9 protein-coding genes are annotated in these 12,958 nt (G+C 72.2%); 4 read left to right on the plus strand and 5 right to left on the minus strand.

The window, feature by feature from the left end; genetic code table 11:
- Nucleotides 1-104: 104 nt before the first annotated feature.
- From sbnA to ACIQAK_RS17170, 5 genes are read right to left on the minus strand one after another with little or no spacing between them, the layout of a single operon-like run.
- Complete coding sequence (gene sbnA, locus ACIQAK_RS17150; protein WP_366389545.1) at nucleotides 105-1,139, minus strand: 2,3-diaminopropionate biosynthesis protein SbnA; 1,035 nt, start codon at nucleotides 1,137-1,139, stop codon at nucleotides 105-107.
- Nucleotides 1,140-1,194: 55 nt separating this feature from the next.
- Nucleotides 1,195-2,274: a 2,3-diaminopropionate biosynthesis protein SbnB gene (sbnB, locus tag ACIQAK_RS17155; protein WP_366389544.1), complete on the minus strand. Its 1,080-nt coding sequence runs from the start codon at nucleotides 2,272-2,274 to the stop codon at nucleotides 1,195-1,197.
- Nucleotides 2,271-3,275 carry a TauD/TfdA family dioxygenase gene (locus tag ACIQAK_RS17160; RefSeq protein WP_366389543.1) on the minus strand — a complete coding sequence of 335 codons (1,005 nt, stop codon included), beginning with the start codon at nucleotides 3,273-3,275 and terminating at the stop codon, nucleotides 2,271-2,273. The genes sbnB and ACIQAK_RS17160 overlap by 4 nt, the downstream gene beginning before the upstream one ends.
- A gap of 24 nt (nucleotides 3,276-3,299) precedes the next feature.
- The gene (locus tag ACIQAK_RS17165; protein WP_366389542.1) at nucleotides 3,300-5,861 is read right to left on the minus strand and encodes an amino acid adenylation domain-containing protein; all 2,562 of its coding nucleotides are present in this window, start codon (nucleotides 5,859-5,861) and stop codon (nucleotides 3,300-3,302) included.
- Nucleotides 5,848-8,463, minus strand: coding sequence for a Pls/PosA family non-ribosomal peptide synthetase (locus ACIQAK_RS17170; protein WP_366389541.1), 2,616 nt, complete (start codon nucleotides 8,461-8,463; stop codon nucleotides 5,848-5,850). The genes ACIQAK_RS17165 and ACIQAK_RS17170 overlap by 14 nt, the downstream gene beginning before the upstream one ends.
- Nucleotides 8,464-9,004: 541 nt before the next feature.
- Here ACIQAK_RS17170 and paaK point away from each other — a divergent pair.
- From paaK to ACIQAK_RS17190, 4 genes are all read left to right on the plus strand, one after another.
- The gene (gene paaK / locus ACIQAK_RS17175; protein ID WP_366389540.1) at nucleotides 9,005-10,300 is read left to right on the plus strand and encodes a phenylacetate--CoA ligase PaaK; all 1,296 of its coding nucleotides are present in this window, start codon (nucleotides 9,005-9,007) and stop codon (nucleotides 10,298-10,300) included.
- A 109-nt stretch (nucleotides 10,301-10,409) separates the two neighbouring features.
- On the plus strand, nucleotides 10,410-11,306 hold the full coding sequence (locus ACIQAK_RS17180; RefSeq protein ID WP_366389539.1) for an ABC transporter substrate-binding protein: 897 nt from the start codon (nucleotides 10,410-10,412) through the stop codon (nucleotides 11,304-11,306).
- Complete coding sequence (locus ACIQAK_RS17185) at nucleotides 11,303-12,181, plus strand: amino acid ABC transporter permease (RefSeq protein ID WP_366389538.1); 879 nt, start codon at nucleotides 11,303-11,305, stop codon at nucleotides 12,179-12,181. The genes ACIQAK_RS17180 and ACIQAK_RS17185 overlap by 4 nt, the downstream gene beginning before the upstream one ends.
- Nucleotides 12,178-12,954, plus strand: coding sequence for an amino acid ABC transporter ATP-binding protein (locus ACIQAK_RS17190; RefSeq protein ID WP_366389537.1), 777 nt, complete (start codon nucleotides 12,178-12,180; stop codon nucleotides 12,952-12,954). The genes ACIQAK_RS17185 and ACIQAK_RS17190 overlap by 4 nt, the downstream gene beginning before the upstream one ends.
- Nucleotides 12,955-12,958: the final 4 nt, after the last annotated feature.

Below are 12,958 nucleotides of genomic sequence, written 5' to 3' on the forward strand. Positions count from 1 at the left end.
AGGCACCTGCCCACCGTCTCCCGGGCCGGATGGAGGGAGGCAGGCCGCCGTCATGCACCGCTCCACCCCCTCCCGGACCGGGAGGGAGGCCTGCCGGGCAGCCCCTAGGGCGGGGACGGGGCACCGCTGCGGGAACCCGCCGGGGTGTACGGGGCGCCGTCGGGCCGTGGCCTGCGGGACGTGTCCCGGTCCGCGCAGTCGTCGCCGAACACGTCGCGTACCCAGGCGGACCGGTACACCGTGTCGAGGTAGCGCTCGCCCAGGTCCGGGGCGATGGCGACCGAGGTCAGCCCGGGGCGGCCGTGCCGCTCCAGCCAGGCCGTCGCGCCGCTGACCACCGTGCCGGTCGAGCCGCCGAAGAGGAAGCCCCGGGCGGCCAGCCGGTGGCAGGTGCCGATGGTGTCCGCCTCCTCGACGAGCACGGCCTCGTCGACATAGCTGTCGTCCAGCAGGGGCGGCCGCACGCTCATGCCGAGGCCCGGGATCATCCGGCGGGCCGGCGCGCCGCCGAAGCTGACCGAGCCGACACTGTCCACGGCGACGATCCGCACCGGGCGGTGCCACCCGCGGAAGTAGCGTGCGCAGCCCATGAGGGTGCCCGTGGTGCCCGCACCGACGAACAGGACGTCCAGGTCGGGGAAGAATCCGGCGATGGCGGGCGCCGTGGTGCGGTAGTGCGCCCGCCAGTTGGCCGGGTTGGTGTACTGGCTCAGCCATACGCAGCGGTCGTCGGTGGCACAGAGGTCGCGGACGTAGTCGAGCCGGGCGCCGAGGAAGCCGCCGTTGGACTCCTGGCCCGCCACCATGTGCACCTGGCTGCCCAGGGCCTCCATCATCAGCCGGGTCGCCAGGTTGCACCGGGCGTCCGTCACGCAGATGAACCGGTAGCCCTTGCTCGCCGCGATCATGCTGAGGGCCACTCCGAGGTTGCCCGACGACGACTCGACCAGCACGGAGCGTTCGGTGAGCGCTCCCGCCCGCTCGGCGGTCTCGACCATCTCGGCCGCCGCCTTCAGCTTGATCGAACCGGCGAAGTTGAACCCTTCGCACTTGAGGAAGAGCGCCCGTCCGACCATCGGCCGGAGATCGACGTACAGGTCCTCCTCGTTGAAGGCCTGGGGAACGGATATGACAGGCACGATGCCCTCCTTGGACGGAAGCGGTTCGGCTGCGGTGGGCCCTGGGGCGCGGGGCTCATCCGTAGCGGCGCAGTTCGTGGAAGAAGCCGTCGACGGTGCGCAGCTCTCCGGAGCGGGCCACTTCGTCGTACACGTACTTGCCGACGGCGAGGTCGAGCACACCGAGGCCGAAGGGCGAGAAGACCGCCGTCCGGTCGGCGGGGACGGTGACTCGGCCGGACATCACGTCGTCCAGCGTGCCGTGCACGAAGTCCCGGTTGCCGGTGAGCTGTTCGGTGAGGTGTGGCGAGGTGGCGGCCCGCAGGCAGTGGTCGATGTCGTCGACGATGTTGGTCGAGGTCAGCAGGATCTGCGGGGCCAGGTCGCGCAGGGACACGTGGAGCACCAGCGGGTGGTGGGCGAACCACGACGGGTCGAGGACGTGCGGCGCCCCGGCGACGGTGGCGAAGACCACGAGATCGCTGCGCCGGATCAGCTCCTCGGGGGTGGCGTGGACGGTCACGCGCCCGGTGGCGCCCGTCTGTTCGAGGTAGAGGCGGAACCCGGCGGAGCTGCTCGCCGAGAGGTCGTGCACGCCGATGTCCTCGAAGGACCAGCCGGTCCCCTCCAGGAACGTGTGGATGTAGCGCGCGATGAGCCCTGCCCCGAAGAACCCGATCCGGACCGGCCGCGGACGGTTCCGGCTGAGCCGGTCGGCCGCGGCCGCGGCGGAGGCGGCCGTTCTCGTGGCGCTGATGATCGAGCTCTCCAGGCAGGCGAAGGGATAGCCGGTGGCGTGGTCGTTGAGGATCAGCACGGCGGAGGCGCGGGGAATGCTCGCCGCCACGTTCTGCGGGAAGCTGGAGATCCACTTGACCCCGTCCACCTGGACGTTGCCGCCGAGTGAGGCGGGCAGCGCGATGATCCGGCTGGCGGGCCGGTCGGGGAACCGGAGGAAGGAGGACGGTGGATTCACCGTCGCTCCGGCGGCGTGGAGCCGGTAGGCGTCCTCGACCACGGCCACGACGTCCTTCTCGCGGCCGCGCAGCGCGTTCTGGACCTGTTCTCCGGTGATCACCGCGAATGGGGGCACGACAACCTCTCCGAGCGGCCCGGCCTCGGCCGGGGCGGACGCGGTCGCATGGACGGCGGTCATGACGGGGTCCCTTCGGTGGGGGCGGGCCGGCCGGCCGTGCGCACCGGGTCCGCGGGGGCGACGACCACTTCCCGGGGCCCTTCGTAGGGTTCACGGCTGTGGGCGGAGCGGATGTTGTCGACGATCAGCAGGTCTCCGCTCTCCCAGGGGCTGCGGACGGTGTGGGCCTCGTACACGTCGTTGATCAGCCGGACCACGTCCTCGGTGAGCGGTTCGCCGTCGCCGTAGCGGGTGTTGAAGGGGAGTCCGTCGGCCCCGTACTCCTCGACCAGGTACTCCCGGATCTCGGGGGCGAGCGTCCACTCGTTGAGGAAGGCGATCTGGTTGAACCAGGAGCGGCGCCCGTCGGCGGGGTGGCGCAGTACGGCGTCGCGGAGCTGTGCGGTGCGCAGTTCACCGTCGGGCGACCAGTGGAAGCCGATGGCGTTGGCGCGGCAGTACGCCTCGATCGCGGGACGGTCCTCGGTGCCGAAGGCCTCGGCCGGACCGGCTCCGATCTCCCCGTTGAAACTGCGGGTGAGGAGCCATCCCTCCCGCTCGAAGCGCTCGGTCAGGGCGGCGGGCAGGGCGTCCAGGACGGCCCCGGCATCGGCCACCGCGGTGGCCCCGCCCCGGTCCGGTGCGGCCAGGCACGCGAACAGCATCAGGCCCGGGAATTCCAGGGCGTAGCTCAGCTCGTGGTGCATGCACATGGGCTGGTTCGGCGGCCAGGGGGTGGCGGAGAGGACACCGTCGTCGTACGTCTGCCGGGCGGCGAAGGTCTCGCGTTCGGGCATCGCCGGTACGCCCAGGGCGTCGCGGACCGCGGCGGTGCCGGACGTGTCATGCAGCTGAAGGCCCCGCACCAGGACGGAGCCGTGCTCGGTGACCGCGGCGCGCAGGGCGTGGCGCCGTTCGGCGACCCAGCCGGGCGCGTCACCCCCGGGTTCGGCCGGCAGCAGGGGCGGCCGGCCGGGGTGCCGCTCCAGGTCGGGCAGAGGGGCGGTGCAGGTGGAGGGCATGGTGTTCTCCTTCCGGGTGACGGCTCAGGCGCGGGCCGGGCGTTGGCCGGCGTCCGGCACACCCCGGGAGGTCCGGGGCTCCGCGTCGGGCCGGCGGCTGTCGATGAGGGCGGCCAGGTCGGCGAGGACCGGGCAGCGGGTGAGGTCCTTGGGGGAGAGCGCCCGGTCCAGGGCGATCGCCACCTTGACGGCGGAGAGCGAGGTTCCGCCGAGATCGAAGAAATGGTCGTGCCCGCCGATCGCGCCCGGGGGAATGCCGAGGGCGGTGGACCAGGCCGCCGCGAGCCGCTGCTCCGTCGGCGTACCGGGCGGCCGGTGGTCCCGGCCGGCGTCGGCGTCGGCCGTGGCGAGCGCGCGCAGGGCGGTGCGGTCGATCTTGCCGTTCGCCGTCAGGGGCAGGCGCTGGGGCCAGTGGAAGGAGCCGGGGACCATGTAGGCGGGCAGCGCCGCGCCCAGCCGGTCGAGGAGCTGGGAAGCGGGGAGGGGGTCCGGGCCGGTGCAGAACGCGGCCAGGGCCGGTGGCCGGCCGGGCGGGCGGGTGACCACCACCGCGGCGTCGTGGACGCCGGGGATCCGCAGCAGCGTCTGCTCGATCTCGCCGGTCTCGATGCGGAACCCGCGGATCTTGACCTGGCTGTCCCGGCGGCCGAGGTACTCCATGGTGCCGTCCGGCAGCCAGCGGCCGAAGTCGCCGCTGCGGTAGAGCCGTTCGCCCGGGTGGTGCGGGTCGGGCCGGAACACCGGCCGGGTGCGGGCCGGATCGCCCACGTACCCGCGGCCGACGCAGACCCCGGAGAGGGCGATCTCGCCGGGGGCGCCGAGCGGCACCAAGGAGAGCCGCTCGTCGACGATGTAGGCGCGGACGTTGCGGACCGGCCGCCCGAGGGGTACGCACTCGCCTTCCGGCACCTGTTCCATGACGGCGTGATGGGTGTCGTCGGAGGTCTCGGTCAGCCCGTAGGCGTTGACCAGGGTGGTGGCGGGGCGGGCCGCGAACCAGCGGCGGACCAGGTCGTGTTTGAGTGCCTCGCCGGTGACCGAGACACACCTGAGGTCCGGCAGCTCGCGGGGGTGGCGCTCCAGCAGGGACAGGACGGCGTCGAGGTAGGACGGCACCACCTGGAGCACGGTGACCCGGCCGTCGGCGATGGTGTCGAGGAAGCGCCGGGCGTCCATCACCGCCTGCTGGCCGACGATCAGGGTGCGCCCGCCGGCCAGCGGCCCGGCGAGAAGCTGCCACAGGGAGATGTCGAAGGACAGCGGCGCGACCTGGGCGACCACGTCGCCGGGGCCGATCCCCAGGTCCTCGGTCTTGGCGAGCAGGTGGTTGAGCATGCCCGCGTGCTCGCACAGGGCGCCCTTGGGTTCGCCGGTGGATCCGGAGGTGAAGAAGACGTACGCCGACGCGTCCGGTGCGACCTCGATGCCCGGGTCGTGGTCGCCGGGCCGCTCGGCCCAGGCCGCCTCGACGGCCAGGGACCGGGTGCCGGGAGCCGCGGGCAGGGCCCGGTCGAGCGTGGCGGTGGAGCCCGTTCCGGTGAGGGCGAGGGTGCAGGAGGCGCGGGTGAGCATGGTGGCGATCCGGTCGGCCGGGAAGTGCGGTTCGACCGGCAGGTAGGTGCCCCCGGCCTTCAGCACCCCCAGCACGGCGGCCATCCAGGTCAGGCCGCGTTCGCTGACCACGGCGACGACGTCCTCCCGGCGCAGGCCGCGCGCCAGCAGGGCGTGGGCGATGCGGTTCGCCCGGACATCGAGGTCGCGGTAGCTCCACCGGTGCCCGTCGTGCTCGGCGGCGACGGCGTCCGGGTGCTGTCGTACCCGGTCCGCGAACAGTTCGTGGACCCGCCGGCCGGGCAGCGCCCGGCCTGGCCCGGACAGCCCGTCGAGCTGGAAACGGCGCTCCGGGGCCGACAGCAGGCTCGCCCGGCGGTGGGGTGCGTCGGGGTCGGTGGCGATCAGCGTGAGCGCGGTGCGGTGGTAGCCGGCGATGCGCGCGGCGGACGGTGCGTCCAGCGCGTCGGTCCGGTAACGCAGGCGGAGGAGGCCGGACGACGGGGCGAGCGAGACGCTCAGCACGGTGTCCTCGTCCCGGGGTTCGCCACCCGTCGGGTCGACCACGGTCTCCGGCTCCGTGGCCGCCGCGCCGACCCCGGCCCCGGCCCCGGGGAGCGGCGGAGCGGAGGCCGCCGCAGGGCCGGGGGCCGCGCGGCGGGTGTCCCGCAGCAGCGTCCGCCAGCTCCCGGGTCCGGTCGTCAGCCGGAGGGCGGCCGGCCGGGCGCCGGGGGTGGCGACGTAGCCCGCTGTGACCTCGTCCTGGCCCGTCAGGGCGGCGAGAACCTTGGCGTGCGCGGCCAGCAGCACGATCCCGGCAGGCGTGTCCGTCCGCTCCGCCAGCGTGCCGAGCCCGGCCATCACCTCTTCGGGGACCGTCGAGCGGTGCTCCGCGGTGCCGGGTACCGGGTGGCGGGTCCACCGGGGCACGGTGGGGCGGGCCTCGGGGACCTCGCGCCGGGCTTCGGCTCCGTGTCCGTGTCCGTGTCCGTGTCCGTGTCCGTGTCCGTGTCCGTGTCCGTCAGACGTTCCCATCGCGCCCGCCTCCTCCTGCGGTGTCGCCCGGCTCCATCGGCCGGGCCGGGTTCCCGCCCCAGCGCGCGTGGTCCGGGACCACTTCGCCCTTCATCAGGAAGGAGTCGGGGGCGATCTGAGCACCGTCGCCCACGGTCACGCCGTAGTGCACGAAGGCGCCGACGCCCAGCGTGCAGCGGGAACCGATGGTGGTGCGATCGGACTTGAAGGTGCCGTCCTCCTGCGAGTGGCACTGCACGACCGTGCCGCTGTTGAGCGTGCAGCGGTCTCCGATGGCGGCCATGGCCCGCTCGGTGAGGGAGCAGCCGTCGTCGAAGACCTGGCGGCCGATCCGGACGCCGAGCAGCCTCCAGATCACGTTCTTGAAGGGGGTGCCGTTGAAGATGCGCAGGTACGTCTCCGAGGGCGCCTTCCAGTAGCGCTCGTGGCGCCAGAAACGCACGTCGTAGATCGAGCAGAACAGCGGGACCAGCGGGGTGCGCGCGGTGAAGGCGCGTTCGACCAGCACGAAGTATCCGGCGGTGAACACCACGACCAGCGCGTTGGCCAGCGCGAGTGCCGCCACGCCGTAGGGGCCGTGGAGTTCGGCGGCGACCGCGACGAGCAGGGTGATCAGGAAGAAGTGCAGCCACCGCACCAGCAGGTACCAGCCCATGGTCACGACGTTGTGCCGGTTCTTCGCCGGGAGCAGCCGGCGCAGTTCCTCGGCTTCCTTCAGGCGGTCGAACGAGCTGTCCCGCAGGACCGTTCGCGGGATCTCGAAGCTCGGGGAGCCGAGGAGCCCCACCCCTTCGCGCAGCGGCCCGTCGAGGGGAACCATCACCTTGGTGGCGAGCAGGCAGTTGTCGCCGGTGCGGCCCTGCGGCGGGTAGGCGATGCGGTTCCCGAGGAAGTTGCGGGGTCCGATCGACGTCCGGGAGACGCGGAAGGAGGTGCTGGAGTAGTCGGTGTTGATCAGGGACAGCCCGTCGGCCACCATCGTTCCGCTGCCGACGGCGCTCAGCGACGGCACCTCGTGCTTGACCTCGGTGCCGAAGTTCGACCCGGTCTGCTGGATCCTGGAGAGGTCGTATCCGATGTGGCGCAGGTAGTGGACGATGCAGGAGCTGTCGCCGAACAGCCGGTTCAGGAACTTGCGGTTGCTGAGCAGCTCGATCGCCCGGTGCACCCCGTGGTGCAGGCCGAACAAGGGGTAGGTCCGCCCCGGGGTGAGGGTCCGGCCGAGGAGCCGGGGGACCGTGGACACCATGAGCAGTCCCAGCGGGATGGCACCGAAGAACAGCAGGACGGAGGCGGCGAGCGCCTCGGCGTAGAACAACCAGGTGGTGAGCGCGGTGGGCCCGGGCCGGGCGAAGGCGGCGAGCTGCGGAGCCTGGGCGATGAGCATGCCGATGCCGCCCATGGCCAGCGGCAGGTAGAGCAGCAGCACGGTGAGCAGTTGCAGGACGCTGTGCAGTGGCCTCCTGAGCGGGCCGAAGGGGACGGCGTCCACACTCGGGAAGGCGGTGTCGGCTCGCTGCGCCGGGGATCCGTACCAGTGCTCCCCCTCGGGCACGGACTGGCCCCGGTGCAGCGAGGAGGCATGGCCGAGCTGCGCGCCGTCGCCCAGTGAGGTGTCGATGTCGAGCACGGTGGCGGCGCTGACCGTCGCGTTCCTCCCCAGCGTGACGCGCCCGGTCTGGATGAAGCCGTCGTGGGCTCGGTAGCAGGAGAGGAAGGCGTCCTTGCGGACGACGGACCCGGCACCGATGGTGAGCAGGTCGGTGCAGACGGGCACGGCGCGGGAGAACACCGTGACACCGCTGCCGATCTTCGCTCCGAGCAGCCGGAGATAGCCGGTGTAGAGCGGGGAGCCGGCGAACAGGACGAGCGGGTCGGACCGTACGAGGGACTTGACGAGCCAGAAACGGACGTAGCCCAGGCTCCAGACCCGGATCTGTGCGGGCTTCCACCGGCCGATCAGTGTCCACTTCGCCACGATGGGCAGGGCGCACAGGACCAGGAAGGCGGCGACGCCGAAGAGCACCGCGCGCAGGTAGGCGTCGAGCAGCCCCGTTCCCTCGGAGATCCAGTCGTAGCCCCAGGTGGCGACGGAGGCGACGACGAGCGAGTAGCCGAGGAACGCCAGGAGCTGCAGCACCCCGCACAGGACGTAGTGGGCCCGGCCGCCGGTCGGGGCGGCGACCGGCGGCGCCGGTGCGTCGAGCGGCGCCGTGGTCGCGGGGGCGGCGGAGACCGCGGGGGCGGCAGGGGTAGCAGGGGTAGCGGAGACCGCGCGGGCGGCAGGGGCGGGCGCGGTGAAAGAGGCGGCCAGCGCACCGATCGTCGGGTGCCGGTAGATGTCCTTCATCGAGACCGGAGGCATGTCCCCGCGTTTGCGAAGCCGCGCGCAGAACCGCGCCATGACGAGGGAGTCGGCGCCGAGGTCGGCGAAGAAGTCGCGGTCGTGCCGCACCTCGGCCACCTGGAGGACGTCGGCCAGTACGGCGGCGAGGATCGGTCCGGCGGCCTCGGGACTGCCGGCGGGCGCAGGCCGGGGGGCCTCGCCGGGGGTGGGCCGGGTGCGTCGCTGGGTCAGGGTTTCGGCGGGCTCTGCCACCATGCGGGCTCCCCAGGTGGGCTCCGACCGCGCCGGTCCGGTGCACCGGGCACCGGACTCGTGCTTCCGCTCGTCACCGGCCCGCGGGAGCGGGCCGTGGAACGAGCGCGAGCGGCGGTCGGACATCATGCTGGTGATTCGGCACCGGCCGGGAAAGGGATTGGTACTTTTTTCACTTATCTCTATTACCGGACAATTCACCCGGCAGGGTGAAGGGCGTCCGATCGGCCGCACGCGAGGCGTGTGCGCCTCCCAGCGGACGCCGCCCGCCCGCACGCGAGGCGTGTGCGCCTCCCAGCGGACGCCGCCCGCCCGCCGACGGCGTCCGGATCGAAAAAGGCCAGCACGGCGTCCATCCGAACAGGAACCCGCGCACGGGCGCACCGGGCCTTGCCACAAGCCGATCCGCGAGGGAGGCAGGCACCGGCCGTTCCGCGAGTGATCCGTGCGCCCCTCTTGCCAGCGCCCCCGGCCTCCTGAATTACTGCTCCTAGGAAGATCGACCGAATGATCGGTCGCCCGGTTCGGGAGAGGAAGGGCCTTTATGACAGCCATGCTGGACGCGGCGGAACAGCTGAGCCGCACCGAGCTGGAGGCCCTTCAGCTCGAACGGCTCCGCACGACCCTGCGCCACGCGTACGAGAACGTGCCCTTCTACCGGGCGGCGTTCGACGGGGCCGGGCTGCGGCCCGAGGACTGCCGTACGCTCGCCGACCTGGCCCGGTTCCCCTTCACCGCCAAGTCCGATCTGCGCGACAACTACCCCTTCGGCATGTTCGCCGTGCCGGAGGCGGCCGTCCGGCGCATCCACGCCTCCAGTGGCACGACCGGGCGGCCGACCGTCGTCGGCTACACCGAGCGGGACCTGGACACCTGGGCCGACGTGGTCGCCCGGTCGATCCGGGCGGCGGGCGGCAGGCCCGGCCACAAGGTCCATGTGGCCTACGGCTACGGGCTGTTCACCGGCGGACTCGGCGCCCACTACGGGGCCGAACGGCTCGGCTGCACGGTGATCCCCGCGTCCGGCGGCATGACGGCACGCCAGGTGCGGCTGATCCAGGACTTCCGGCCCGAGATCATCATGATCACGCCCTCCTACATGCTGACGCTGCTGGACGAGTTCGAACGGCAGGGGGTCGACCCGCGCACGACCTCCCTCGAGGTGGGCATCTTCGGTGCGGAGCCGTGGACGGAGGCGATGCGCCGCGAGATCGAGGACCGGTTCGCCATCGACGCGGTCGACATATACGGGCTCTCCGAGGTGATGGGCCCGGGGGTGGCGCAGGAGTGCGTGGAGACGAAGGACGGCCTGCACATCTGGGAGGACCACTTCTATCCGGAGGTCGTGGACCCGTTCACCGGGGAGGTGCTGCCGGACGGGGAGGAGGGTGAGCTGGTCTTCACCTCACTCACCAAGGAGGCGATGCCGGTGATCCGCTACCGCACCCGGGATCTGACGCGACTGCTGCCGGGGACCGCCCGGAACTTCCGCCGGATGGAGAAGGTCACCGGGCGCAGCGACGACATGGTGATCCTGCGCGGGGTGAACCTGTTCCCGACCCAGATCGAGGAGATCGTGCTGCGTACACCTGCCGTCGCCCCGCACTTCCAGCTCCGGCTGACCCGGCACGGGCGCCTGGACGCGCTGACGGTACGGGCGGAGGCGCGGGCGGACGCGACGGCGGCCGACCGCGAGAAGGCGGCCCTGGCGATCGCGGCGGCCGTGAAGGACGGGGTCGGGGTGTCGGTGGACGTCGAGATCGTGGACCCGCAGTCACTGGAGCGTTCGGTGGGCAAGATCCGGCGGATCGTGGACCTGCGGGAGCCCGGCACGGGGTGAACAGCCCCGGTGACCGGTGTGTTCACACCACCGCAACACCCGTTCCCACGATGCGGACACCTGCTCGGAAATCTCGACAGAGGGGTCCGGGCACTGCCAGTCTCCCGCTATGCATCTCGCCAACCGTTCCCTGGTCACCGCGGTCTCCGCCGTCTGCTCCGCCGTCGTCCTCTGCGCCGCCCTGGCCGGCTGCGCCCCGCAACCGGAGGGGAAGAGGACGAAGGCCTCGGGCCAGGCCGGAGCGGCGACCGAGGCGTGCGCGCCGGGCGATCTGGACACCGAGGCCGAGGGCAAGCTGACCGTCGGCACGGACAAGCCCGCGTACGCGCCCTGGTTCTCCGACGACGAGCCGTCCAACGGCAAGGGGTTCGAGTCGGCGGTGGCGTACGCCGTGGCGAAGCAGCTCGGCTACGGCCGCGATGCGGTGGTCTGGCAGCACACCCCGTTCAACAGCGCGTTCGCGCCCGGCGCCAAGAAGTTCGACTTCGACATCAACCAGGTGTCCATCAGCGAGTCCCGCCGGAAGGCGGTCGCCTTCTCCTCCGGCTACTACGACGTGCGCCAGGCGGTCGTCGCGCTCAAGTCGTCCAAGGCGGCCGGGGTGAGGAGCGCGGCCGACCTCAAGGACGTCAGGCTGGGCGCCCAAGTGGGCACCACCAGCCTGGAGTTCATCAACGACCTGGTGAAGCCCGCCCAGAAGCCCGCGGTCTACCAGCGCAACGACTTCGCCAAGTCGGCGCTGAAGACGGGCCAGGTGGACGCGATCGTGGTCGATCTGCCCACCGCCTTCTACATCACCGGCGTCGAGGTGCCGGAGGCGAAGGTCGTCGGACAGTTCCCGAACTCCGCGGCGAACCCCGAGCAGTTCGGCCTGGTCCTGGACAAGGAGTCCACCCTCACCTCCTGCGTGAGCGGCGCGGTGGACGCCCTGCGGAAGGACGGCACGCTCGCCGCCCTGGAGAAGGAGTGGCTCTCCGACGCCGTCGACGCACCGGTGCTCAAGTGACCCTGCACAAGACGCTCCCCGGGCAGGACACCTACGTCCCCTCCGAACGCCGGCTGGCCCGCGAACGCCACCGGCGGGCCCGCACCCGGCGGGCGACGGCGATCGCCGCGACCAGCACGCTGGTGACGGGTGCGGTGCTGTTCCTGCTGATCACGGGCTCACCCGGCTGGGACCGTACGCGGGAGACGTTCTTCAGCCCGCACTACGCGCGCGTGGCGCTCCCGCAGGTCCTGGAGGGCCTGTGGCTGAACCTGCGGCTGCTGGCGGTGTGCGGCTGCGCCGTGCTGGCGTCCGGCCTGCTGCTGGCCGTGGCGCGCACCCTGCGCGGACCGGTCTTCTTCCCCATCCGGGCGCTGGCCACCGCGTACACGGACTTCTTCCGCGGACTGCCGCTCATCATCTGCCTGTTGCTGGTGGTCTTCGGGGTGCCCGCGCTGCGCCTGCAGGGGGTGACGAACGATCCGGTGCTGCTCGGCGGCGCCGCCCTGGTGCTGACGTACTCGGCGTACGTCGCGGAGGTCTTCCGGGCGGGCATCGAGTCCGTGCACCCCTCGCAGCGGGCCGCCGCCCGGTCGCTGGGGCTCGGCAGCGGCCAGACGCTGCGCTTCGTCGTGCTGCCCCAGGCGGTCCGCCGGGTGGTCCCCCCGCTCCTCAACGACCTGGTCTCCCTCCAGAAGGACACCGGGCTCGTCTCGATCGCCGGGGCGGTCGACGCCGTGTACGCGGCGCAGATCATCGCCGGCAAGGACTTCAACTACACGCCGTACGTCGTGGCGGGCCTGGTCTTCGTCGCGCTGACCATCCCGATGACCCGGCTCACCGACTGGGTGACGGCCCGGATGGACCGGCGGCGCGCCCAGGGAGGACTGGTATGAGCAGCACGGCATCGGTGACGGCTACGGAATCTCCGGTGCTGCGGATGGAGGCGGTCCGCAAGTCGTTCGGTACGTCGCTGGTGCTGCGGGAGGTGGATCTGGAGGTCGCCCCGCACACCGTGACCGCGCTGATCGGCACCTCGGGGTCCGGGAAGTCGACCCTGCTGCGCTGCGCCAACCTCCTGGAGGAGGTCGACGACGGGGCGATCTGGCTGGAGGGCGAGGAGATCACCGACCCGCGGACCGACGCGGACGCGGTGCGCCGCCGGATCGGGGTGGTGTTCCAGGCGTACAACCTCTTCCCGCACCTGACCGTCCTGCAGAACATCACGCTCGCCCCGCGGCGCGTCCACGGCCTCTCCCGCCCCGAGGCCGAATCGCGCGCCCGCGAGCTGCTGGAGCGGCTGGGCCTCGGCGGGAAGGCGGACGAGTATCCGGACCGGCTCAGCGGCGGACAGCAGCAGCGCACGGCCATCGTGCGAGCCCTGGCGGTACGCCCCCGGCTGCTGCTCCTGGACGAGATCACCGCCGCCCTGGACCCGGAGCTGGTGGGTGAGGTGCTGGGACTGGTCCGCGAGGTGAAGGACGAGGGCATGACGATGGTGATCGCCACCCATGAGATGGCCTTCGCCCGTGAGGTCGCCGACCAGGTCTGCTTCCTGGACGCGGGGGTGGTGCTGGAACGCGGCACGCCGGACGAGGTGTTCGGCGCGCCCCAAGAGGAGCGTACGCGGCAGTTCCTGCGGCGGATCGTGGCGGCGGGGCGGTTGTAGGAGC

Origin of the sequence: Streptomyces sp. NPDC088706, from assembly GCF_044752765.1 — a bacterium.
Taxonomy (GTDB): domain Bacteria; phylum Actinomycetota; class Actinomycetes; order Streptomycetales; family Streptomycetaceae; genus Streptomyces.